Here is a 22783-nt window from a genome sequence, read left to right as displayed (position 1 = left end):
GATCACGATGGCCACGAACAGGCGGAAGGCGGCACGGCCGAAGGCGAGCAGCTGGGACAAGATCTCGGCGCGGACGCCCGGAGAAACGCTGACGAACCGAGACGTCTACGACAGCCAGCAGCTGGACCGCAGCAAGTTCCTGACCCTGAGGTCGACCAGACCCGGCATCGTCGTCGCGGTGATTACCGGCGTACTGGTGACGCTCGTCGCCTGGGTCTTCTACTCGCTCATCGCCGCGGCAGTGCTCTCGGTGGGCGCGTCCGTGGGTTCGGGTGTGTCCGGCAGCGGCAGCAGCACCGGCAAGCCGAGCGCGTACTACGTCCAGGACACCACGACGGGTACGGGCGGCTCGGTCGTGAAGTGTTACCGGCCCCTGACCAAGGACGGCAACCCGGACGTGAAGGCGAAGTGCTACCCCAGCGCTGAAGCTGTTCCGGTCCCCAGCTGGTACACCCCGGCGAAGGACGGCAAGCCCAGCGCCGAGAGGCCGGCTGAGCCCAAGAAGAGCGCGACGACGGTCCGCGAGCATCTGGCCGACGTCTCGGGGTTCAAGCTTTTCATCACGCTCGGCTCGGGTCTGATGGTCGCCCTCATCATCGGCACGTGGTTCTCGCGGAGGGTCGCCGCGGCGAACCTGATGAACACCACGAGCGACATCAACCAGTTCCACAACGACCAGCACATCGCTCTGCCGGAAGAGATCCAGCAGAACTACGACTGGTTCCCCGACGCCGGTGCTCACTCGAGCGTGCAGGTCAGCTCGATGCTCAGCCACATGATGCTCAAGAAGAAGGGTCTGGGCACCGTCGAGGTCGCCCAGCGCGCCAAGAAGGACGTCATCGATGACGAGGGGAACCTCGTCTACTACGTCGGCGAGGTCATGGACGACGACGAGGGCGATCCGCTGACGCAGACCCTGCCGATCATCGACGAGGACTTCGGCGACGAGCTGTTCGAGGCATCCGGTCTCCCCGATGACAAGACCCTGCGGCAGAAGTACGACACGACGTTGATCCCGTACAACCCTGACGGCAAGAACCGGGACAAGCTCGGCTTCGAGTCGGACACGTACAAGACCGTCGCTGCCCTGATCAAGGAGGACTGGACGTTCCCGGCGTACGAGGTCCAGCGCCCGGCCGGGGCGTACGTGGTCGATACCGCGCCGGTGAACACCATGGTGCTGGCCATCACCCGAGCCGGTAAGGGCCAGACGTACATCGAGCCGATCATCGACATGTGGTCGCGGGAGAAGAAGCCCTCGAACATGGTCATCAACGACCCCAAGGGCGAGTTGTTGGTGAAGAACTACGTGCCCCTGGTCACACGCGGGTTCGAGCCGGTGCAGTTCAACCTGATCAACTCCATGAAGACCGACATCTACAACCCCCTGGGGCTGGCGGCCGACGCGGCGCGTGAGGGCAACTTCACCAAGTGCGCGCTGTACGTGGAGAACATCGCCGGGATCTTCTTTCCGCTCGACGGCGGCGAGGACCCGGTCTGGCCCAATGCCGCCAACAACGCCTTCAAGCGCGCGGCCTACGGACTCATCGACTTCTATCTGGAGGAGGAGCGGGAGCTGCGCAGCGCCGCAGCCGTGCTGAATATGGACCCGGCGCTGCTGGAGCAGAAGCTCGATGACCTCTGGGGCAAGGCCACGCTCTACAACTGCTACCAGCTCTTCGTGCAGATGAGCTCGAAGAAGATCAAGAACCCTGAGGCCGAGCTGGAGAAGCGGGTCAAGGCCGGTGAGTTCGAGAACAACGAGGACGCCCTGGCCGAGGAGCAGGAGAAGGCGGCGGCCCAGGCCTTCATGTGGGAGGGCAAGGCCGATCAGGACATGCTAAGCCTGTACTTCAACGCGAGCGAGGAGCTGCCCCGCAACAACATGCGCACGCTGGTGGGCAACGCCCACAACGCGCTGCGCTCGATGGCCGGCGCGGAGAAGATGCTGGCCTCGGTGTACGGCATCGCGATCACCGCCATGTCGTTCTTCACCGACCCCACGATCTCGACGCTGACCTCGGGCAAGCCCTCGCAGAACACCGATCTGGCCGGCCTGAGCTTCCCGCGTCGCCTCGGCGTGCGCTTCGCGCCGAACTACGTCAAGCGCGACCACCTCGTCGGTCAGCAGGCCGTGTGGTCGGCCTACGCGGACCCGATGTTCACCGAGAACCTGGGTGAGGACTTCGAGCACGAGGAGATCGTCGGCCGCGAGGGTTGGGCCCGGTACAACTTCAAGGGCAAGTTCCCTGGCGACGATGCCTGGCTCAAGCTGGAGCTGGTCAACCCGCAGACGAAGATGCTGGTGCGCACCTTCTACTTCAGCTTCACGAAGAACTACCAGGTCTCGCTCAACGGCCGGCACTACGTGGTCGAGCCGGTGACGGGCAAGAAGATCGTGAAGAACGGCGTGATGCGTGAACTGAAGCCGGTGCGTGAGGGCGGCACCCGGGACGGGAAGATCCTGTCCTTCCAGGCCGGGGACACCCTCTACCCGGACACGCGACTCGACTTCTCCGGCGGCGGCACCCCGGAGAAGGTCTCGTACCAGGCACGGGCGATCACGCAGACACTGTCGCGCTACTCGGAGTCCCCTAAGGCGCTGTTCCTGGTGACTCCGCCTCACCTGATGAAGTACGCGAAGCTGATCCTGATCCTGGTCAAGCAGCTGTTCGACGTGAGCGCCGACCAGGCGTACATGACGAAGTCGGACCAGAAGCCGCTCTACCGCACGCGGTTCATGCTCGACGAGCTCGGCAACCTGCAGTCGGAGGGCAAGGGCATCGACGGCTTCGAGACCATGCTCTCCATCGGCCTGGGCCAGGAGCAGCAGTTCACGCTCATCCTGCAGACCCTGCAGCAGCTGCGCGACGTCTACGGCGAGAGCGTCGACAAGATCGTGCAGGGCAACACCTCGAACATCGTCTTCTTGAAGTCCACGGACGATTCGATGATCGAGACGCTGGAGAAGATGAGCGGCAAGACGCACCGGTCGTACCGGGACAGCAAGCAGATCAGCCAGGATCTCGACAAGGTCATCGGCGGCAAGACCGAGGGCCGGGTCTCCTACACGATGAACACCAAGGAGGAGCCGCTGATCAGCTACAACGACATGGCCTTCCTCTCGCCGCGCAACTCGATCGTCTTCCGGGCCGGCGATGCGCCGATCTGGAACCGCAACCAGACGATCCTGCCGATGTCGTTCCGGCTGCTGGGTAACACGATCAAGCACCCGGGGCACACGTACTCGCTGCAGACGATCCCGACCCTGTCCAGTGCCATGGACTTCGACGTGCGGATGAACCAGCCGGACTTCGTGAAGATGCTGGAGAAGCGCATGCGGCAGGCGGTCAAGGCCGCGGACGCGAAGGCGCAGTACAAGGAGATCTACGGCTACCAGGAGGTCGACATCGAGCGCCTGGATCCCGATGTCTACGCCGACGAGGTCATGGAGGTCATCACGACGATGACCACGGTCGACGAGGGCCAGGACCCCAACGCTCCGGTGGTCGTCGACCCCGACGAGTACGAGGGGATGAGCATGTTCGACGAGGACCAATTCATCGAGAACGTCGAGGTCGGGGTTGCGGTCGCCGAGAGTCAGGCGGTCAGCGCCGAGCGGCGGCGTCTGCTCTACGCCGAGGGGACGATCAGCAAGGAGATGCTGGTCAACCCCGACGGCTCGGCGAAGGTCAAGAGCCTGGACATCGAGATCGGTGAGGCCTACAAGTCGGCGCAGACCGAGTTGGAACAGGATCGCGAGCACTTCTCGGTCGGCGGCGACGGCGAGCTGCGCAGCGCCGATGGGTCCCAGACGTACATCAGCCAGATCCGCTCGGACGCGTACGCCCATGCGGCCCGCCGGATCAACGGCCATGTGAACGACGAAGACTCGCGGGTGTTCGCGGAGGAGGACGTCACCGAGGACGACCTGAAGTCCCTGGCGACGGTGAAGGTCCACTCGGCCTTCTACCAGTACCTGGCCTCACTGCCGAGCTGGGAGGTGCTGGCCGACGGCCGGTTCGACCGGGCCATGGCCATCGAGATGAACTCAAAGTAGCCGACGGCCACTTGGGGGCCAGTCAAGGATCACGGCCAGTGCCGAGGTCGTCTCCCGACTAAGGGAGACTGCCTCGGCACTGGCCTTTCCGGATGACCTCTCACCCCCTTTCAATAAGAGGGGTAGGCTCTATACATACTTATGTAACCCCGAGCATCCACAGGAGGCTGATTGACTATGAAGAAGGCACACGGATTGCGCCGGTACTTCTACGAGTACGTCTACTACAAGGCGGTCGAGCAGGCCCGGGATCAGACCGGACAGGTCATTCCGATCTCCCAGGCCAAGGCGGTCCGCGCCCGGGTCGACGAGATCCTCGGCCAGCGGGGCACCGCGCTGGCCGACCCGAGGCTGGGCGTCACGGAGTGCCTCACCGTCATCGACCAGGCATTCGCGGAGAAGGTGTCCGACTACGAGGCGCAGTTCGGTGACCATTCCCCGCAGAACGAGCGCTACCAGCAGTCGCTGCGGGAGTTCACCCGTGCCACCGGTGTCGGTGTCCAGGCCGACCCGAAGTCGGTCCGACTGCCGATCAGCCCCTACGCCCCCGACTGGTCCGAACGCGCGACCGTGAAGCGCGCCGGGACCGCGCTGGTGTACCTGCCGGACGAGACGATCGGACGCGTGGCCGGCGGCGAGGTGGAGACCCTGGCCGATCCCCGGCGCGGGAACATGGTGCTCTGGCGCATCGACGACGAGGGCAAGCCTTTCGAGGCCGGCCGAGCGATGACGAACGATGACGCCGCTGGGCTCACCGCGCTGATGGACAAGATGAGCCAGCAGGAGTACGACCAGGTGCGCGAGTGGGTCGTCGACGGCGGCCGGGATCCCCAGACGAACCGTGTCGACCGCAACCGCTTCATGTCGCAGCGCGCCGTGGCACGCTCGGCAGCACTGCTCGAAGAGCTGAAGGCCCAGGGCGTGTCCTACGAGGTGATGCGCGACCGCGAGCCGGGTCAGATCAAGGCGAAGATCGCCGGAACCGGCATGGAGATCCGTCTCACCGACACGCGCCAGGAGGAGTACGCCGGAGCGCGGATCTATGACAGCGGCACCGTGCTGCGCTACTCGACGAACTACCGGGTCCCCGGCGGCATGGCGGTCTACTCCCCCTCGCCGGCACAGGCCGTTCAGCTGCTGCGCTTCGCCCAGGGCCGCCGCGTCGAGCGCACGGATCTTCCGGGGTACGCCGCCGGCGAGACCGGCACGACGCACCGGGAGCGCAGCCGTGGCCGCACGTTGGTGGATGTGCCCGACAGCTACCACGTCGACCGGGAGTCGATGTTCGTGGTCGGCGACTACGTGGCGCCCGGCGAGTCCGGTCCCCGGCCCGGGTCGAAGGTGATGCTGCGCCGGGACGCGAAGAACCGCTCCCTGCCGACCTTCTTCATCGACGCCGAGCCCGCTGAGGCCTACGCGAAGGCCGCCGTCGAGAGCGCGCGGGAGAATCTGCAGGCAGCTCTTGACGTCGAAGACCTGATCGCTCGTGCTGAGGCCGAGCTGGAGCGAACCGGCGGACAGCTGGATGCGATCGAGCCGCCGGAGTACTCGGCTGACTCTGAGGTCGCTGCGATCCAGCGCTCCTACTGGGACGTGCTCACCGGTGCGCACAGCGATCTGCTGCGCCCGGGTGCGACCGAAGAGATGTACCAGGAACGGCTGGAGGAGATCGGCGAGTTGCAGGCCGAGGAGGTGCCCGAGTTGGGCAACCTCGTCTACGGCGGCACCGCCGTTGAGAAGATCCGGCAGCACGCCGAGGATGTCCCCTTCGAACTTATCGGGACCTGGGAGGCGGAGCCCCACGACGTCGACGGCGAGTGGGTCGATCAGCGCTTCAACCCGGACCGGGTGGCGCGGTACATGACCAGCCCCACCGGGCAGTGGTCGAACCTCGACAACCTCGCCTCGGCGCTGCGTCGTTGCGGGATCTCCCCCGACGAGATGATGGGCTCGACCTTCCAGACGACCCGGTTCAAGGACCGGCTCGTCCGCTTCAGCGCCGAGCGCTCCGTGCCGATCGCCGATCACGAATCTGCGTTCATGCGGCGCATCGGGGCCACCGTGCGCGAGAGCATCGAGCGCAACGCGGCAACGGTCTCCGAGATCTTGGTCGACGAGCAGGGCGTCATCCGCTGGAGCGGCGAGAAGCTGCGCCGTGACGGCAAGGGGACTCCGATCTCGGGTGAGATCGGCCAGGTCTTCGATGTCGGCGAGTACGGTGAGATCACCACCGCCTTCGCCAGCGGGGAGAACGCCCTGGTCGTGCCGGGCTATGAGGCCACGATCACGGCCCAGACTCCGGGCGAGGCTCCGACCTCGGTCGAGGAACGCACGCGCCTGCGCGGCTACGAGCAGCTCATGCACGAGCGCATCCAGTACCAGATCGCCGGCGACCTCATCGCCGGGCGCAGCGAGACCGGCGAGCCCTCCTCGCTCAACACGGTCTACTCGCAGCTGTACGGCACCAAGCACCCGATCGACTTCATCGAGCGCGCCACCACGTACCAGCTCGACGAGTCCACCGGCGAGGTCAAGGAGCACCTGGACGAGTGGACGGCCGCGATCCTGCAGACCGAGGCGCGCCGTGTGCGCTACTCCAACGAAATCAAGGCCGGCTCGACGATCTACGCCGAGTACCGGGCCCAGCGCGACCGAACTGACCCGGCTGACGACAACCGCTTCGACGCCTGGCGGCTCACCGGCGGGCGGAACATGACGGTGCTCACCGGCAAGGACCGGAACAACGTCGCTGCGCCCAGCGGCTACTTCGACCCGGTGATGACCGGAGGTGCGACCAACCAGGGCATCGTGCGGTACCTGACCACTCAGGCTCAGGTCGACGCCGACGGCCGGATCGTGCCGGGCGACGAGAGCGTGGCTGGACAGCGTGCGCCGCTCATGGCTCTCCCCGAGCTCGAGACGCTGCGGTACGACCCGTTCGACCGCCAGCAGATGACGGCCTCGACGATCATGCAGTCTTCTGAGGTCACCGCTCCGGCGAAGACGGCGCTGATGACCTTCGGCGGCTGGACGGCTGATGACCCGATCGTGGTGTCGAAGGAGTTCGCTGAGCGCCACCGCATCCGCGGAGCCGGCGGCCAGGAGCGCGATCTCGTCGTGGGCGACAAGATCTCGGATCTGCACGGCAACAAGGGCGTGATCTCGCTGATCGTCGACCGGGACATGCCGCTGCAGGACGCACAGGAGCGGGATGTCGTCGACGAGGTCAACTGGTTCCGGGCCAACCCGGGCCTGGACGTGGTGATGAGCCCGTTCAGCCTGATCTCCCGGCGCAACGCGGGCTCGGCGCGCGAGCTGATGAGCGGGAACGTCTCCGACCTGCGCTCCCCCAATGGAGAACTGCGGCCGAGTGCCCTGGGCGAGATGCGCTTCGTGGTCACCCACATGGCCGTCGACGAGAAGACGAAGATCTACGACGACGAGCAGGTGCGTGCTGGCAAGGGCCGTAAGGCCTCCTCGCAGCTGGCCTGGGCGCTGCAGTCCCAGGACTGCCCGTCGATCATGCGCGAGTTTTACGGACACAACAGCGGGGCCGAGTCGAACCTGCGCGAGTACCTGCTGGTGACCGGTATGGACATGGAGGCTGACGGCATGCTGCGGGTGATCGGCCAGGCCGAGGGCCTCGACGAGCGCCCCGAGCGCCGGTTCATCCCGATGCCCGAGCTGCTGCGCACTCAGCCGCGCAAGGAGGGCCAGCTCCCGGGACTGAACACCACGGCGATGCGCAAGTCCTTCGGCGGTCTCATCGGCGACCGCGGCGGCGACATGGAGATCCCGTTCCCACTCTCGTATCCGACCGGTGAGCAGACCGAGACGGTGAGCGCGAGCTCGTGGAAGCTGCCGGTGATGTCCTCGAATCTGCGCAGTGGCCAGGAGTTCGAGGACGGGTCCTCCGTCACGCACGACTACACCCGCAGCTACCAGGACGTCTTCGTCGAGGCCTGCCGCTACCGCTACATGACCGAGCAGCTGGACGGCCAGGGTCTGTCCGCGGAGAAGCGCGCCGAGGTGCGTCGCGGCATGAGCGAATCGGTCTCACGCGCTCAGCGCGCCTTCGAGGCGATCACGACCGACGTGCAGAACCGGGTGCTCACGGGCAAGAACAACATCTTCAAGACCGGGCTGATGGCCTCGCGGCTGACCGACTCGGCGACGATGGTGTGGACTGCGGACCCGCGGCTGGACGTCGACCAGGTTGCGCTCAGCTCGGTCAAGGCCGAGCAGCTGGGGCTGGCCGAGGGCGACCACGCGCTGGTGTGGCGTGACCCGGTGCTCCGTGACGCCGGCGTGCGCTTCATGCGGGTCGCGATCGACGACCGGCTCACCGGTGCCGCGATCAACCCCGTGATGGACGCCTGCTTCGACGGCGACTTCGACGGCGACGCGGTCGCCGTGGTGAAGCTGCACAGCGAGGCCGCCAAGGCGGAAGCCCTGGCGAAACTCTCGGTGCCGGCCAACCTGCTGGACACCGGCGTGGTCAAGGGCGACGGCTCGCACCCGCTGGCCGTGCAGGTCTCGCTGGACACCCAGGTCGCGCTCTCCAAGGACGCTGCTCTGGCCGATGAGCTGGAGAGCTCGCGGAGCGAAGCGAACCGGCTCCGGCTGCAGGCGCTCACGGGCGCAGAGCCGCCTGAGGACGTCAAGCTCGACCAGCAGGTTGTGACGGAGGAGCTGAGCGGGCTGTACCGCCAGGCGCAGCGCGGCGAGTTCGGCGCGGCACTGACGTTCTCGGACCGCGCGGCGCACCTGCAGAGCGTGCGCGAGGTCTGCGTCGAGACCGGTGCCAAGGGCAGCGAGAAGAAGCTCACCGACTATGCCCGGAACCTGGGCGATGCGCAGGGCACGCCCGGCATCACGCAGGCCGACCAGGAAGCCTCGATGTTCGCCACGGCGATCAAGGCCCACGGTACCGGCCTGGGCGGCTCGTTCAGCCAGCGCGCCGTGCGCGCGCTGCGCGGCGAAGACCTCAAGGCCGTTCTGGAGGTCACCTACCCGGTGACCCAGTCGATCCTGCAGGCCAAGCACGACGCCGCCGAGGCCCGGCACAAGTACGCGATGCTCCAGGGCCCCGGCCGCGAGCTCTGGAGGGGCCGCAGCATCGAACACGTCGGCCCCGGTCAGTGGCGCACGGCATTCCTCGACGGTGAGCCGGTCCAGGCCACGGCCGAGGAGTGGGAGAAGCAGTTCATCGAGTTCTACGAGTCCAAGGAGGGCTTCGGCGTCACGGTCAACCCGGACTACGTGGCCCGCGTGGCCGGCGCGCTGGAGGACCCGAAGACCGGGCTCATCCGCAACCTCGAAGAGGACCCGTCGCTGCGGGGCACCGTGATGGACCGGATGGCCTACGGCGGTGGTTTCGAGGCGCTCGTGCAGGCGGCCAAGAACCGCGAGAGCGTCTACGACGGCGAGAAGAACGAGCAGTTCGCGTCCTCGGGGACCCGGAAGGCCCGGGCGGAGATGTCCCGGCAGCTCGATCAGCTGAGCTCCGCTGAAGCGCACAGCCTGGACAGCGCTGCGATTGCCGTCGATGACTCGGTGGTCAAGCGCGACGTGATCACTCAGGACGCGGGGGACTCCCGCACCCGCGGCTCGCACCGCCGCTCTGCGCATGCCGTGGGCGTGGGCGCGTCGCGCCCGCTCTACACGCCGAGCATCGAGATCGATCAGCCGCAGGGCGACGACGACTACGGGATGGGGTACTGAGATGGCACAGCGCAAGGAACTGGGAACGGGCCCTGCGGGCCGCCGGCGCGCGGCCAAGGAGCTTCCGGTGGACGACGATCGGCAGCAGGCCGACGAGCCTCAGGGCAACGCGTACGCCTACTGGGACTCGCGCTCGGACGAGCCGATCGACGCCGAGGTGATCGACGAGCCGGGACCGGAAGACGCAGACGGTTCGCGCGCCTGGCGCGAACGGCTCCGGGACCGCGCCCGCGGGTTCTTCGGCGCGAAGACCCGGGAGCGGATGGCCGACCGCGAGCGCGTGCACTGGATCGACGTCGACCGGGCCGAGGACGAGGCCGAGGGCCTGGACCAGCGCGAGCAGCTGCTCAAGCTCCGGGCGGAGACGCGGCTGGCCGGCGAGAAGTACATGGCTTCGCTGCGGGACTCGAAGCTGCTGGTGCCCGGCTTCAACGACGAGGAGCGAACGCAGGAGCTCGGCGTCATGCACCACGTCTACATGCAGATGATGATGCAATCGTGTCTCAAGCCGCTCTCGCGAGGGGTGAATGCCAACTCGGTCGTCCAGGCGGTCGGCATGGTGATGGCGATGCGGATGCTTGCCCCGGACTTCAAGAAGGAGATGGACAGTTACCTCCAGCCCTTCAAGGACAAGATCCAGGAGCGTATCGACACCAGGACCCGCGGCATGGTCGCCTCTGCCGAGAGCGGCATCGCGCACCGGCAGAGGATCTTCAAGGATGTGCCGAGCGACGCCCGGCGCGAGCGCCTCATCGGCAGCACCGATCCGCGTGATCACCTGACGAAGAAGTGGCGCAAGCGCTTCGACGCCATGCAGCACCGTGAGCGCGGCTACCGGGAGATGTTCACTCCGGATTCGGCGGCCATGACCGAGGTCGCGCTGATGGAGAACGCCTTCTGGAAGATGCGTGAGCCGGGCGCGGATGCCGGCTTGATCCGCGACAGCTACCGGGCGATGCGCAAGCGGCTGCACGAGCAGATGAGTGAAGACGGCTTGGAGCGCCAGGAGGTCGTCCAGCGCGCGCGGATGATCATCGGCGAGCGGATGGAGTACGAGCCCGAGCTGCGCATGATGTTCAACGGCGTGGCTCACGGCCGGATCGTCAAGGCCCCTGCGCACGAGGAGCGGATCGCGGGCTCGGACCGGGTCCGCACGGTTTGGAGCGGGGAGTTCGACGATCAGTTGGGCCAGCGTCTGCCTGAGGACGGGATGTTCACGCTGCGCCGGCCCATGGACGCGGACGCCCACCAGGTCCAACTCGCCGAGACGATGAAGACCTCGATGCTCGACGCGCTGGGCCGCGGCGACCAAGAGGGCTACGGGGGCAACATGCTCGGCTACCTGGTCGGCTTCGCGGCGCAGAAGCAGGGCTTGGACACCAACGGGCTGCCCGACATACTCCAGCATCGCCTGGACCAGTCCGAGGTGATGATCGCGAGCATGGACATCGACGGTCTTTCGCCCGAGGAGCAGCAGCGGGTCTACTCCAACGCCTACGTCGACGCGATGGAGGCAGTGAACGAGAAGTACCCGGATCTTGAGGCCGAGCTGAAGCGGAGCCTCGGGGAGAACTGGCAGCAGACGCTGCAGACGGCGGTCGACGACCCGGGTGCCTTCTTCGAGGAGCAGCGGCTCAAGCCGCGGTCACGCCATACGGGCCCGTCGTCCGAGCGAAAGGCTGGCCCGCAGAACGAGAGCCCGAACACTGAGGCCGATTCCGAGGACTACCAGCCCGCCTGAGGGCGATCCGAGAACACGAACAAGGAGCGGGAGGAAGGGTCATGAGCCAGGAACAGGATGAGGGACAACAAGTCAGGTTCGGATCGCGTTTCGCGCGGATGTTCGGCTACGTCACGCCGGAGGACCGGAGCCGATGGGAGCAGCAGCGGGCGCAGAACGAGCCGAGCGTCAGCGCGATCAAGCAGGGCGCGAAGTCGTTGCTGGGCTCGATGATGGAGTTCGGGGAGCGCAACATCGGTGCGAAGCTCGATGCGGCCCACCGCGTGGCGGCGCAGCAGCGGCTCGAGGAGTCCCACGACAAGGTCGTGAACCAGCGCCGCGATCCGAACACGCGGAACATCATCGAGTCGGTCGACTACGAGCCCAAGGACGACCGGGAGGAGATCGAGCCGGACCTGGAGCTCTAGCCGAATGGGCCACGACAAGCGTAGCGAACGGCACTCAATAAGCCCGGCGCCCCTTCTCGACTCATGACTATCTTCGATAGACTGGTTTCTAAGCGAAACCGCGGCTTGAAGGACGATAGGACAGGGTGTAGGCATGGAGACGACGAATCCGCGTGTCAGTAAGCGCGAGTTCATCTCGCGGGTCGCGACTCGCAGCGAGTTGTCGGTCCGAGTGGTGAACAAGGTGTACGAGTCGCTGCTCGGTGAACTCACGGGCGCGGTCAGCTGCGGAGAGGCGGTTGTGCTCACGAGCTTCGGCCGCTTCTACCGACAGGACCACAAGGGCCACAAGGTGCGCTTCGGCAAGAGCAACGTCGACGACTACGTGGTGCTGAAGTTCTCCGCATCGAGCAGCTTCAACCGCCGGCTCGGCGGCGAGGTGAGCCGAAGCACGAGAGCTGTCACCAAGGCAGGCTGTTGTCACCAGGACTTCCGGACGGGGCGCGCGGGGCTGGAAGCTGTGCCAGAACCCGTGATCCTTGACGTCTTGTGACAGTGGACCGGCCGGTGGAGCTCGTGCAGCTCCCGGCAGTCGCCTGAAACTCATCAGATTCTCGCTTCCGCAACCCGCTTCGATGCCCTTGGCGTCCAACGCCATGACGGACGGCTGCCGATCACCCGGGAGAGCACATGGCGAAGAAGGACCAGAGGACGGACGCGGCGAGGGAGAAGGACCGCGAAAAGTGGATGGCGCGTTTCCAGGTACGGCTGGCCATGCAGCCGGGCGTGGACCGGGCAGTCGTGCTCCAGGCGGTCAAGGATGTCACGACGCACTGCGCGGATACGGCAGAGCACCCGCGGACTGCCTTCGGCGACCCAGACGCCTGTGCCGTGCAGGCCGCCGCGCGGCTGGTGCCGGCGGACCGGGCGGCGCGCGCGAGGCGACACGACGCCGTGGTGGACACGCTCGACTCCGTGCTGAAGAGGGCCGGGGACGTCGCCGGTCTGTGACCGGTTGGAGCGACTTCCGTCAGAGCCCGGCGCACGGGTTCTGACACAGCTTCTCGTCGTCGGGGCTGCCGGGCAGCTCAGACGATTGGCGGAGCGCCGGAGCCCGATGACACCGATTCTGCTTTGCGCACTGCTGGTGACAGACAGCGTGCCGTCCCGGTGACAAACATCGTGCTTCGCCCGGTCGAAGCCGCAGGTCAGCCGACGCCGCAGGTGACACCTACCGTGCTTCGGCTCACGAGGACGAGATCCCACCGGAGACCTACGGGATGGTCGAGGATGCCGACGAGTTCGAGAACGTCATTGAGGATCGTGAGCTACGGGCCGCATCGTAGGCAACGAGGGGCCAGCAGAAAAAGAGAACCCCCGTGATGCAGGCATCACGGGGGTTCTCTTTATGGCGGGACGAGCCCAGTTGCGAGGCTCAGCCGTCGGCGATGGCAAAGATCAGCACGAGCACGATGACCGGGACGATGAGCACGCCAGCCCCGGCGAGAAGGTGCTCCCACCCCAGCAGCGAGTTGACCCAGCCCATGAAGTCGTTCCACAGGCCGGCGACGGTGCTCGCGATCGAGGCGAAGAAGCCGGTGACCCATCCGACGATGACCGCCAGACTGACGCCGCCGATCAGACCGAGAGCGATGATGGCACGAGCGCTCTTGAACATGGTCCTGAACATGACGCCCCGTCTTACTTCCGGTCCTCGAAGAGCAGGTAGTACAACCCGATGTGCGGGATGACGAGGGCCGCCAGCGCAATCCAGGCCCGCCCCGGGCCCTCGACCACCCAGCCGATGAAGTCCTTGACGGGTCCGACGTAGGCCAGCGCGGGGGTGAGCACCTCAGTGCGGAAGATGACGTGGAAGATTCCGTAGGCCATGCCGAGGGCGATCGCCAGTCCGGTGCCGCGCCGTACGAAGAGGACGGAACGAGGACTGATCCGCCGGCGGCGTCCCATGGCTGCGCTGGACTGGAGTTCGACATCAGGAGCAATCGCCTGAGCCACTGGCCCGTAGTCGTACATCGTCACCATCTCGCTCTTATCGAATCGCTATTTCTTCCATTCTATGAGAAGCCCTCAATGGTCAGAAGAATGGCGGATCGTAGGTCAGTCGAACTGCAGGTCAGGTTCGCCCGAGGATGGCGCATGGAAGTTACGGATCGAGCGCTGCCGGGATCGCGAGTCCCTCGCGATCGGCTCGCGCTGCGCGGCCAGCTCGGCGAGAGTGAAGCCCACGGGACGGCCGAGGCGCTGGCCGGCCATGTAGTAGGCCTGCCCGTTCGCACGCTCGCCCAGGGCGATGATCTCGCAGGTGATGGAATCACCCGGGCGCCGAGGTGCGCGTTCCCGCCAGACGATCCGGTGCGAGGGCTTTGCATGCGGATCTGCACCAACGTAGGTGGTCTCGCAATCGGAGAGGTCGGGATAACTGGGCATGTACTCCAGCGGGTGTGTGCTCGGCGCGCCCTGCTGGATCCGGCCCAGCTGGTTGAGAGCCACCCGCAGGAGCCGGTCCTCCGGTCCATGAGGGTGCATCACCGCGGCGTCGTGGAGCGTCTGGAGGTCCTGCTTGAGACCGGCCGTCGGCAGGAGGCGGATGGGAGGCTGACGCTCACTCATCACGCTTCTCCTGCTGGGCAGCACGATGCTCATCCGCCCACTGCTGACCGAGCGGGCCGAGGCTTTCGGCGAGCTCTTCGATGGTCATGCTCGCCTCGTCGGAGGCGTCGGACTCCTGGATGCGGCGGGAGAGCTCGGCCTGAAAGGCGGTCTCCTCGTGGACGTGGTTCGCGTGGTCGTACTTCATGAGGCGCACCAACGCGGCGAACGGGATAATTGCGGCTTCGGGATTGTTGTTGTCACCGAAGACCAGCGGCTCGACCTCACCGCGGCGATATCGGCTCAGCAGCGCACTGAGGTGCTTGTGCGTGACCTGGTTGGTTGGGGCGACATTGACGGAGAACTTCGGAACGCCGGCGTCGGGCGTGCTGTCGTTGTGAGTCATAGATTCACTCTAGTAAGTTGTGAATGACTTGTCATTGCCTTGCATACGACTGCGTTCGTCGAGTCGATAAGGGTGCCGAATGGCGGTTCGCCTCGTCTATGCGCGGCGGGACAGGCAAGAGGAGGAGGGGCCCGTGTCCCGGTTCCGCATGATGTGGAGCCGGAAGGCACGGGCCTGGGCGTACTCGCCATGTCGGACGGGTGCGCTCCGCCGTGTCGGACAGTGGGGCGCAGCCGAGGTTGGGTCAGCAGTCGTTGTGGCGTTCGGCCCCGGCCTTGACGCAGGTTTCGCAGGCGCCGCAATTCTGGTCGGAGGTGGTGTTCCGCAGTCGATCAGCCGGTCTCGTTGCAATGCCTCGTGCGTCTGCCTGGCAGCTTCCTCGGTCCGCAGGTATCACGGGGTCTGGTAGCCGCAGCCACCGTCGGCCGTGGGACAGCGCCAGGGTCCAGTGGGTGTTATCCCCTGGGCGCTGGGGTCAGTGCTCCTCGGGGTTCTCGTCGGCCGGCGGCCGGTTGTGCGGTTTGAAGTCCCCCCGAAGGCTGGCATCTGGTAGACCGCTTCAACGCCACTCGCTGCCTGCGTTCGCTGGCCGCGCGGGCCACGGCGCGTCGGACGCCGATCACGGCCGCTCCTTGGCGCCGCCGTATGCGTCGCGGAGCTCGGTCCAGGTGATGTCGGCCCCTCGGTCGAGGAGGACGCGGATGCGGGCCTCGAGGGCGCGCAGCCGGTCCAGCTCGGTCTGCACGACAGTGGACACCTGCTTCGGTCACTGCTGCTCCTTGTGGTGTGGGCCCGCCGCGGGTCACGGCGGGCCGGGGTGGGCTCGGGACGGATGGCCACAGCCGTCCTACTCCGCGTTCCAGTTGCCGTCGCCGTCGCGGACCCAGCGCAGCCACTCGACCCACTGCCCGGCAGACCACTTCTCGACGACGATCCGGTTCGCTTCAGTCGTCGCCTTGTGATCCGCGACAGCGTTCTGCGTGGCGGCCTCGGAGCGGTGCGGGTAATAGGCAGGGCCGCAGGGCCCACCGATGACGATGCGCCACGGCTTGGAAGGTCGACGAGCGGTCATCGGGGCTCCCCCTTCTGGGCGGTCGGGGTAGACGCCAGCGATCCGCCGTCCACACGAGCAGTGCTGCCCTTCACGGATGTAGCAGTGCTCGTGATGCCCGGCGTACTTGTCCGTGGCGGCGCTCATGACAGCTCCCCCCGGCTTGATCGTCTCGAAGTGCCACCAGCGGCCGTCGGACCACTGGTTGATGCGGATCGCGTTCGTCTTCGTCTCGCCGGCCTCCGCCTTCCGCAGCTCGGCACGGACGTACTCGTAGGTCTTGGCCTCGCTGGTGAACTCGGCCTCCGGGCTGGAGCCGGTCGGACTGTCGAGGACGACGCGCCACGGACGGCGGGGACGGGCGCTCATTAGAGGACCATCCCTTCTGCAGCCCTTTTCGGTAGGGTTGTGACCTCTCGGTCCCGGTGGGTGCACGGCCAGTGCGGCGAGCCGTTCGACGGCCAGCATGAGTTCCGCCGGCCCCATCGGACCGAGGCCGTCTGATCGGCTTCAGGGACACGCCCCGCAGAGGGCCGATTAATGAGCTCCCGGCAGACGTCCTCACCCCCGAGCAGGTGCTTCGTCAGAGCCACAGGAGTACTTCTTTCGTGTTTATCGGATGGGACTGGGCGACCGAGACCCATGACGTGACCGTCATGGACGCCTCCGGCAAGCGCGTCGACCGGTGGGAGTTCGCCCACACCGAGGAGGGGTTCGCCAAGACCCTGGCCAGGATGGGGAAGCACGGTGTCCCGGCCGATCTGCCGGTGATGATCGAGACCACCCGTGGCCTGGCCGTGGACCGGCTGCTGGCGGCCGGTCACCCGGTGGTGCCGGTGCACCCGAACGCCTTCCACGCCATGCGGGCGCGCTGGGGCGCCTCCAAGGCCAAGACCGACGCGGGCGACAGTATGAAGCTCGCCGATTACCTCCGTACCGACGGCCATCTGCTGCCCCGCCTGGAACCCACCGAGCAGGCCACCATGGACATGCAGGCCCTCACCCGCCAGCGCGCCGACCACGTCGAGGCCAAGGTCGCCGCGGTCAACCAGCTCGCCGCGCTGCTGGACATGCACTGGCCCGGCGGCAAGGCGCTGTTCGCCAACCTCGACAGCGACATCGCGATGGCGTTCCTGGAGCGCTACCCGACCCCGGCCTCTGCCACCAAGCTCACCGTCGGACGACTGGAAGCCTGGTGCAAACGGCGTGGCTACTCCGGACGCCAGCCCGGCAGCGTCCTCATCGAGCGCCTGCGTGCGGCCCCGGCCGCAGCCTCGCGCCTCAGCGAGGCCGTCGTCGAGCAGCTGGTCCGCGTCCAGGTCCAGCTCGTGCAGGGCATACGCACGACGATCCGTCTGCTCGACAAGAGCATCGCCGACGCAGTCGAAACGCACCCCTACGCACCGCTGTTCGCGACGATGCCGCGCATCGGCAAGGTCAACCTCGGCCAGATCATCGGCGAGGTCGGCCCGCTCCTGGAACGCGCCCAGAGCTGCGAACAGTTCATCGCCGAAGCCGGCGTCGTCCCCGTCACCCGCGCTTCGGGCAAGTCCCGCTCGGTCGCCTTCCGCTTCGCGACCAATCGCAGAGCCCGCCTGGCACTGACCCAGTTCGCCGACAACAGCCGACACGACAGCGAATGGGCCGCCAAGATCTACAACGACGCCCGCGCCCGCCAGAAGCGACACCCCCACGCCATCCGGATCCTGGCCCGTTCCTGGCTCCGCGTGATGTGGGCCTGCTGGCGCGACGGCACCTGCTACGACCCCGTAATCCACCAAGCCAACGGGAAGATCAACGCAGTCGCCGAGGAGCCCTTGGCTGCATAGAGGTTGACTCAGGAAACTCATCAGTCCTCCTCCAGAACAGGCCCGGCCTCGGGGGCAAGCAGGGCCCGGAGCTGGGCGGCACGTTCCGCAAGGTCGGCACCGGGGCGGTCGTCGGCGGCCACCTCAGCGCGGGCCAGCATTCCCACGGCGGCATCGTCCAGAGCGGGGCGCTCGTCGGCGAGCTTCCGGTAGGACTCGGCTAGGGCCTCAAGGGCGTCGAGCCGGGCGGCTGCCTGGGCGAGCAGGGCGCGGGCCACCGGGCTGTGGTAGGCACCTGACCAAGCCCGGCTGTCCCCCATGATTTGGGCGTCCCGGCGGGCGAAGAAGTTTCCGCCGAAGGCGGTCTGGCGGCCGTACTCGGTACGGCGGTGGGTTCGTTCGGCACGCTGGGCGTCACGGGCGAGTACCGCCAGATGCCCGATCTCTGCCGTGGTGGCCGCGGCCGTCTCCTCCGGGTCGAGCAGCTGGGGGTAACGGCGCGCGTGCCGGAGAACGTCATCGCGCAGGGCACGCCCCTTCTCCACCCAGTCCCGGAAGGCAGGCGCCAAGCGACGGACGGAGACTCGCTCGCCCGCCACGTGCACCGGTACCGGCCGGGCCACCAGCCAGTTCACCACCGGGTTGTCGCGGTTACCCATGCGCTGGGTCCAGAAGATTCGCCGCTTCTCCTGCTGCTCGGTGAGGCCATCCTCTCGGTCCGTCATCGGGAGGCCTCAGTGATCCGGTCCTCGAAGTACGTGCCGCCGACGGCCGTGCCGTCGATCTGGTTGGTGTTCACTGGTTCTGGTCCTCCTTGGTCTCGGTCGCGGCGGCAGCGTCGATCTGCGCCTTCACCCACTTCGCCGCCGCGGCGACGCTCGTGAACTTCTTGTCGCCGCTGACCTTCACCCAGGTCGGGTAGCGCGGCGCCCGGCCGGTCACGGACGGCTCGAACGTGGGGAGTGCGCCCGCGCTCCAGATCGTCCCGCCGCGCGGGTCCCGGCCTTCGCTGATACCGCCGACGATGTCCTTCTCGGTCAGCCGGTCGACCTTCTGAAGCGAGCACAGGTAGACGCTGGGCCCGGCGTCCATGAAGTCCAGCAACGGTGGGCCGGGGTAGAGCCACGGCCCACCCACGCGCTTGGGGGTTTGCCCGTAGCCGGTGCTCGCCGTGGTGGTCGTCTGGCTGGTGTGCTCTTCGCCGCTGATCAGGCGCACCGTTCCGCAGGAGCGACACAGCACCCGCACGGTGACCTTGTCGTAGTGGTTGTGGTGGCCGCAGTCCTCGTTGGGGCACGAGTGCTCGGGGCCGCCGCGCCGGTCGCGCCACTGGTCGGATTCGGTCTGCTGGTCGATCTCCCAGACCGGCTTGACGCAGTCCGGCCGGTGGCGGAACGGGATCCAGCCCAGATGCGCGGCGAGGGCGTCATGGGTGCTCATCGCTGCTCCTCGTCGGGGTCGAGCCGGTCGGCCATGGCGAGCAGGGCTCGGGCGGGCTGGCCGGACCAGTGGTGGCCCTCGCTGCGCACCACCTCGGCGTCGCGCCGGCGGACGGCCCGCTCAAACCGGTCGAGTTCCTCGCGCGCGGCGTCGGCGGCCCAACCAGGAAGACGGATCAGGGTCTCGTGGATCGCGTGGCGCGCCTCAGTCACCGCCTTCTCTGCCTGCTTCAACTCGGTGCTCACTGCTTCTCCTCGGGGTGGGTGGCCCGTCCCAGACCGGGGCGCGCGCGGGGCTTATGCGTTGGTGACATGTGCGGCGCGGCGGTGGGCGATCTCCTTGGCCGCCATCAAGGCCACGCCGACACCGATCGACATGTAGCCCGCGACATCAGCGCTCGGCACGAAATCCGAGCCGCCGCTGCGGTCTGTGAACACGGCGGCGACCAGAAGCAGAGCCATCGCCATGAACAGGGCATCGAACGCAATGGCCACAGTCGCCCAGCCTGGGCAGACATGAACCTTCAGCGGCTTACCCGTGGTCTCGGCCTCGGCCTCCTCGAGGGCGGTCGAGACCACCGACTGCTTGTGGACCAGCTGGTAGGTGGCCACGCCGATCACGGCCAGGGCAGCGAACAGGATGATCTCCAGTGGCTGCACTCGGACGATGGCCATGACTGCCACGAGGCCGGCTATCGCGCTCACGCCGTGCAGCGGCCGGCACAGGCGGTGCGGGCAACTACGGGTGGGATGGAACTCGGACACGGGGGTCTCCAATCGGTGGGTGGTTCAGGCGGCTCTACCTTCTTGATCGGGTTGATCGAGCCATTCGTAGGGTTGGGTCGCCCAGGGGTGCTGGGTGTGGCTGTCAGGCGGCTGCCACCTTGTGGCTTGCGAGGCTTCGCCGCCCGGCACCCCACGACGACTCGGCCGCCGATTAGGAAGTGCGAACAAGTCGCTGCGTAGAGCAATGCCGGCGAAGTCGTCCGTGGCACGAACAGTACGAACACGAACGTCAGGAGCACGATGAGCCGGATATGGGCGGGGATCGACAGCGGCAAGGGCCACCACCACGGCCTCGCCTTGGACACCGACGGCAAAACACTGCTGTCGCGGCGGGTCGCCAACGACGAGCCCGAGCTGCTGAAACTGCTCGGTGACGTCCTCGACCTGGCCGACGGGCGTCAGGTCACCTGGGCCATCGACATGACCGGCGGAGAACCCGCACTGCTGCTGGCCCTGCTGGTCAACCACGGCCAGGAGATCCTGTACATGCCCGGCCGGCTGGTGAACCGGGCCTCCGACGGCTACCGCGGCGAGGGCAAGACCGACGCCCGCGACGCCTACGTGATCGCCGACCAGGCCAGGATGCGCCGCGACCTGCGGCCCATCCGCCCCGGCGACGAAGCCGCCATCGAGCTGAAGCTGCTGACCGGACGCCGCGCCGACCTGGTCGAGGACCGCACCCGCACCGTGAACCGCCTGCGCGGCACCCTGCTGAGCATGTTCCCCGCCCTGGAACGGGCCCTGGACGTGACCAACACCGGCCCGCTCAAGCTGCTGACGGGGTACCAGAGTCCGGCCTCGATCCGCCGCGCCGGGGTCACACGGCTGACCAAGTGGCTGGCCAACCGCACCGTCCGCAACGCAAGATCCCTGGCCGAAGCAGCCGTTGAGGCAGCAGAGCGGCAGCACACCGCCATCCCCGGGGAGAAGACCATAGCCAAGCTGGTCCACACCCTGGCCGGGGAGGTGATGACCCTCAACGAGCAGATCTCCGAGATGGACAAGCTCATCGAGGGCCGGTTTCGCGAGCACGAACTCGCCGACATAGTCCAGAGCGTCCCCGGCATCGGTGCCGTGCTGGGAGCGGAATTCCTCGCCGCTGTCGGCGGCAGCCTGGACGACTTCGACTCTCCGGACGCCCTGGCGGCCTTCGCCGGCGTTGCGCCCGCGCCTCGCGACTCGGGCAAGGTCAGCGGCAACCTCCACCGGCCGGTCGCCTACCACCGAAGACTCCAGCGCGTCTTCTACACCTCCGCGCTCGTCAGCGTCCGCTGCGACCCCAACTCGCGGAAGTTCTACGACCGCAAACGCGCCGAGGGAAAGAAGCACGTCCAAGCCGTGCTCGCCCTCGCCCGCCGCCGCGTCAACGTCCTGTGGGCCCTGATCCGTGACCGACGGTGCTACGAGGTCGCACCCCCAGTGGCTACAGCGGCTTGACAACTTCATTAGGAAGCTTCGGCGTCGTCGTAGTCGTCGGGGTCCAGGTCGTACAGGTCGTTGAAGTAATCCCGGTCCTCTCAGGCCAGCTCCCGTATCGACGGCTCCGGGAAGAGCGGGACCGGGGCGACTACTCGGCACCCCGGGCGATACGGGCAGCGTTGGCCATGTCAGCGTCGGTCTGCGGTGTGCCACCGCCGTTCACCAAGAGGTAGATCACCGCCTCCTCCTCGACCGTGGCTACCCGGGCGACCGCCACTGTCAACTGGGCTCGGTTCGCGAAGTGTCGGCGCCTTGGAAGGGTGAGCCCGGAGTGCCGGACGTAAGGGCCGTCGTCCGTATCCACGGCGGCCTCGACATCCTCAGGGGCGAACCAACTGGCAGGTACCACGAGCTTGTCGTCAAACCACTCGCAGGCTGTGCTGATGCGCTGCTGGCCGTCGATGCAGGCATACATCGGCTCGTCGCGGTCGACCGGGTCGTAGCCGTTGGCCTGCTTCCACTCGATGGTGGACCGGTCGTTGAGGATGACGACGCCGGTCGGGGTGCCAGTCAGCCACGAGCGGATCAAGGAGACTTTCTGGTCGCCGCTCCAGACCAGGCCGCGCTGATACGGCGGGTTGAGGTCAAGGCCGAACGACACTCGGAAGCTGCGGGCGAGTTCCTTGATCTGTCGGTCAGCGGCATTGAGGCTCAGGTGCTCCAGCGGCATTGAGGCTCAGGTGCTCCAGCGGCTGGGCGGTCTGGCGACTCACGGCGGGCTCCTTCGGGGTAGAGAGGGCGGGAGGGGCTTGGGGCGGCATGCGAGGGCCTGGATCAGCAGAACTCGCCGTCGTACAGCTCGCAGCCCTCGGCGTCGACCAGACCTCCGGACCGGGGGTAGGCGCGGTGCGAATGGCGGGTCTTGAGCGGCCAGCCGCGCGAGTCCTGCCGTCGCAGCCACGTCTCCTCCATCTCCTCGACGGTGATGTCCCGGCCGTGCTCGGCCTTGATGGAGACGCCGGGTCGGCGAATGAACTCCGCCCACGCCGCGCGGCTGATGAGTCCCATCTCGGGGTGGGCTCGGAACAGGAAGCGGTGAACCGAGGCGTACTGCCCGATGTGCAGGCCCTCGCCGGAGGCGTCGCCGCCTACGAACGGGCCGAACGCGTAGAAGTTGACAGACATTGGAATCTCCTTGATCAAGCGGCGAGTTCGAGGTCCGTGGTGGCGAGGGCCCGACCTCGCCGGAGAGAGCCGTGTAGCGGAGGTGTCGGCTGGTGGTGAGAGCGGCGGCGACCGTGCGGCGGATGGCGGTGCGCATCAGGGTCCCCCTCGGACAGTGCGGATGCGGTG

General features: G+C 67.0%; 20 protein-coding genes. 8 read left to right on the top strand and 12 right to left on the bottom strand.

Features of this window, described 5'->3' with window-relative positions:
* Window positions 1-7 precede the first annotated feature (7 nt).
* The 6 genes from OIU81_RS37020 to OIU81_RS36995 all read left to right on the top strand — a co-directional run bounded on the left by OIU81_RS37020 (window position 8) and on the right by OIU81_RS36995 (window position 12922).
* Complete coding sequence (locus OIU81_RS37020) at window positions 8-4060, top strand: type IV secretory system conjugative DNA transfer family protein (RefSeq protein WP_329142716.1); 4053 nt, start codon at window positions 8-10, stop codon at window positions 4058-4060.
* 177 nt (window positions 4061-4237) lie between these two features.
* Entirely contained in the window at window positions 4238-9784 is a 5547-nt protein-coding gene (locus OIU81_RS37015) for a hypothetical protein (protein ID WP_329142718.1), read from the top strand.
* A gap of 1 nt (window position 9785) precedes the next feature.
* A complete protein-coding gene (locus OIU81_RS37010) occupies window positions 9786-11525 on the top strand; it encodes a hypothetical protein (RefSeq protein ID WP_329142720.1) in 1740 nt (579 codons plus the stop codon).
* Window positions 11526-11566: 41 nt separating this feature from the next.
* A complete protein-coding gene (locus OIU81_RS37005; protein ID WP_329142722.1) occupies window positions 11567-11932 on the top strand; it encodes a hypothetical protein in 366 nt (121 codons plus the stop codon).
* Window positions 11933-12065: 133 nt separating this feature from the next.
* A complete protein-coding gene (locus tag OIU81_RS37000) occupies window positions 12066-12464 on the top strand; it encodes an HU family DNA-binding protein (RefSeq protein ID WP_329142724.1) in 399 nt (132 codons plus the stop codon).
* Window positions 12465-12601: 137 nt separating this feature from the next.
* Window positions 12602-12922, top strand: coding sequence for a hypothetical protein (locus tag OIU81_RS36995; protein WP_329142726.1), 321 nt, complete (start codon window positions 12602-12604; stop codon window positions 12920-12922).
* A 424-nt stretch (window positions 12923-13346) separates the two neighbouring features.
* Here the strand turns inward: OIU81_RS36995 and OIU81_RS36990 are convergent, their stop codons facing one another.
* The 6 genes from OIU81_RS36990 to OIU81_RS36965 all read right to left on the bottom strand — a co-directional run bounded on the left by OIU81_RS36990 (window position 13347) and on the right by OIU81_RS36965 (window position 16347).
* The gene (locus OIU81_RS36990) at window positions 13347-13589 is read right to left on the bottom strand and encodes a hypothetical protein (RefSeq protein WP_329142730.1); all 243 of its coding nucleotides are present in this window, start codon (window positions 13587-13589) and stop codon (window positions 13347-13349) included.
* Between the two features lie 23 nt (window positions 13590-13612).
* Complete coding sequence (locus tag OIU81_RS36985; RefSeq protein ID WP_329142732.1) at window positions 13613-13954, bottom strand: hypothetical protein; 342 nt, start codon at window positions 13952-13954, stop codon at window positions 13613-13615.
* Between the two features lie 75 nt (window positions 13955-14029).
* Window positions 14030-14542, bottom strand: a complete 513-nt coding sequence (locus tag OIU81_RS36980) for a hypothetical protein (protein ID WP_329142734.1) — start codon at window positions 14540-14542, stop codon at window positions 14030-14032.
* Window positions 14535-14927, bottom strand: a complete 393-nt coding sequence (locus OIU81_RS36975) for a hypothetical protein (protein WP_329142736.1) — start codon at window positions 14925-14927, stop codon at window positions 14535-14537. The genes OIU81_RS36980 and OIU81_RS36975 overlap by 8 nt, the downstream gene beginning before the upstream one ends.
* A gap of 619 nt (window positions 14928-15546) precedes the next feature.
* Window positions 15547-15672, bottom strand: a complete 126-nt coding sequence (locus tag OIU81_RS36970) for a hypothetical protein (protein ID WP_329142738.1) — start codon at window positions 15670-15672, stop codon at window positions 15547-15549.
* Between the two features lie 102 nt (window positions 15673-15774).
* The gene (locus OIU81_RS36965; RefSeq protein ID WP_329142740.1) at window positions 15775-16347 is read right to left on the bottom strand and encodes a hypothetical protein; all 573 of its coding nucleotides are present in this window, start codon (window positions 16345-16347) and stop codon (window positions 15775-15777) included.
* A gap of 239 nt (window positions 16348-16586) precedes the next feature.
* On the opposite strand from OIU81_RS36965, the gene OIU81_RS36960 reads away from it, so the two are divergent.
* Complete coding sequence (locus OIU81_RS36960; RefSeq protein WP_329142742.1) at window positions 16587-17807, top strand: IS110 family transposase; 1221 nt, start codon at window positions 16587-16589, stop codon at window positions 17805-17807.
* Between the two features lie 20 nt (window positions 17808-17827).
* Here OIU81_RS36960 and OIU81_RS36955 read toward each other — a convergent pair whose 3' ends face one another.
* The 4 genes from OIU81_RS36955 to OIU81_RS36940 all read right to left on the bottom strand — a co-directional run bounded on the left by OIU81_RS36955 (window position 17828) and on the right by OIU81_RS36940 (window position 19990).
* Window positions 17828-18511 carry a hypothetical protein gene (locus tag OIU81_RS36955; RefSeq protein ID WP_329142744.1) on the bottom strand — a complete coding sequence of 228 codons (684 nt, stop codon included), beginning with the start codon at window positions 18509-18511 and terminating at the stop codon, window positions 17828-17830.
* 70 nt (window positions 18512-18581) lie between these two features.
* On the bottom strand, window positions 18582-19226 hold the full coding sequence (locus OIU81_RS36950) for a hypothetical protein (protein WP_329142746.1): 645 nt from the start codon (window positions 19224-19226) through the stop codon (window positions 18582-18584).
* Window positions 19223-19471, bottom strand: coding sequence for a hypothetical protein (locus OIU81_RS36945; protein ID WP_329142748.1), 249 nt, complete (start codon window positions 19469-19471; stop codon window positions 19223-19225). Before OIU81_RS36945 ends, OIU81_RS36950 begins: the two co-directional genes overlap by 4 nt.
* Window positions 19472-19522: 51 nt before the next feature.
* Window positions 19523-19990, bottom strand: a complete 468-nt coding sequence (locus OIU81_RS36940) for a hypothetical protein (RefSeq protein WP_329142750.1) — start codon at window positions 19988-19990, stop codon at window positions 19523-19525.
* 261 nt (window positions 19991-20251) lie between these two features.
* Here OIU81_RS36940 and OIU81_RS36935 point away from each other — a divergent pair, with 261 nt between their 5' ends.
* Complete coding sequence (locus tag OIU81_RS36935; RefSeq protein ID WP_329142155.1) at window positions 20252-21448, top strand: IS110 family transposase; 1197 nt, start codon at window positions 20252-20254, stop codon at window positions 21446-21448.
* 130 nt (window positions 21449-21578) lie between these two features.
* Here OIU81_RS36935 and OIU81_RS36930 read toward each other — a convergent pair whose 3' ends face one another.
* Window positions 21579-22160 carry a DUF262 domain-containing protein gene (locus tag OIU81_RS36930; protein ID WP_329142752.1) on the bottom strand — a complete coding sequence of 194 codons (582 nt, stop codon included), beginning with the start codon at window positions 22158-22160 and terminating at the stop codon, window positions 21579-21581.
* Window positions 22161-22264: 104 nt separating this feature from the next.
* Window positions 22265-22615 carry a hypothetical protein gene (locus tag OIU81_RS36925; protein WP_329142754.1) on the bottom strand — a complete coding sequence of 117 codons (351 nt, stop codon included), beginning with the start codon at window positions 22613-22615 and terminating at the stop codon, window positions 22265-22267.
* Between the last annotated feature and the right edge of the window lie 168 nt (window positions 22616-22783).

The organism is Streptomyces sp. NBC_01454, from assembly GCF_036227565.1.
Classification (GTDB): Bacteria; Actinomycetota; Actinomycetes; order Streptomycetales; family Streptomycetaceae; genus Streptomyces.
The sequence above is the reverse complement of the archived record's forward strand: the minus strand, read 5'-3'. Positions and strand labels throughout refer to the sequence as shown.

Excerpts from the sequence above, each read along its gene's own strand:
- OIU81_RS37020 (WP_329142716.1), top strand. The coding sequence starts at position 8 with ATGGCCACGAACAGGCGGAAGGCGGCACGGCCGAAGGCGAGCAGCTGG.
- OIU81_RS37015 (WP_329142718.1), top strand. The coding sequence starts at position 4,238 with ATGAAGAAGGCACACGGATTGCGCCGGTACTTCTACGAGTACGTCTAC.
- OIU81_RS37010 (WP_329142720.1), top strand. The coding sequence starts at position 9,786 with ATGGCACAGCGCAAGGAACTGGGAACGGGCCCTGCGGGCCGCCGGCGC.
- OIU81_RS37005 (WP_329142722.1), top strand. The coding sequence starts at position 11,567 with ATGAGCCAGGAACAGGATGAGGGACAACAAGTCAGGTTCGGATCGCGT.
- OIU81_RS37000 (WP_329142724.1), top strand. The coding sequence starts at position 12,066 with ATGGAGACGACGAATCCGCGTGTCAGTAAGCGCGAGTTCATCTCGCGG.
- OIU81_RS36995 (WP_329142726.1), top strand. The coding sequence starts at position 12,602 with ATGGCGAAGAAGGACCAGAGGACGGACGCGGCGAGGGAGAAGGACCGC.
- OIU81_RS36990 (WP_329142730.1), bottom strand. The coding sequence starts at position 13,589 with ATGTTCAAGAGCGCTCGTGCCATCATCGCTCTCGGTCTGATCGGCGGC.
- OIU81_RS36985 (WP_329142732.1), bottom strand. The coding sequence starts at position 13,954 with ATGGTGACGATGTACGACTACGGGCCAGTGGCTCAGGCGATTGCTCCT.
- OIU81_RS36980 (WP_329142734.1), bottom strand. The coding sequence starts at position 14,542 with ATGAGTGAGCGTCAGCCTCCCATCCGCCTCCTGCCGACGGCCGGTCTC.
- OIU81_RS36975 (WP_329142736.1), bottom strand. The coding sequence starts at position 14,927 with ATGACTCACAACGACAGCACGCCCGACGCCGGCGTTCCGAAGTTCTCC.
- OIU81_RS36965 (WP_329142740.1), bottom strand. The coding sequence starts at position 16,347 with ATGAGCGCCCGTCCCCGCCGTCCGTGGCGCGTCGTCCTCGACAGTCCG.
- OIU81_RS36955 (WP_329142744.1), bottom strand. The coding sequence starts at position 18,511 with ATGACGGACCGAGAGGATGGCCTCACCGAGCAGCAGGAGAAGCGGCGA.
- OIU81_RS36950 (WP_329142746.1), bottom strand. The coding sequence starts at position 19,226 with ATGAGCACCCATGACGCCCTCGCCGCGCATCTGGGCTGGATCCCGTTC.
- OIU81_RS36935 (WP_329142155.1), top strand. The coding sequence starts at position 20,252 with ATGAGCCGGATATGGGCGGGGATCGACAGCGGCAAGGGCCACCACCAC.
- OIU81_RS36930 (WP_329142752.1), bottom strand. The coding sequence starts at position 22,160 with ATGCCGCTGGAGCACCTGAGCCTCAATGCCGCTGACCGACAGATCAAG.
- OIU81_RS36925 (WP_329142754.1), bottom strand. The coding sequence starts at position 22,615 with ATGTCTGTCAACTTCTACGCGTTCGGCCCGTTCGTAGGCGGCGACGCC.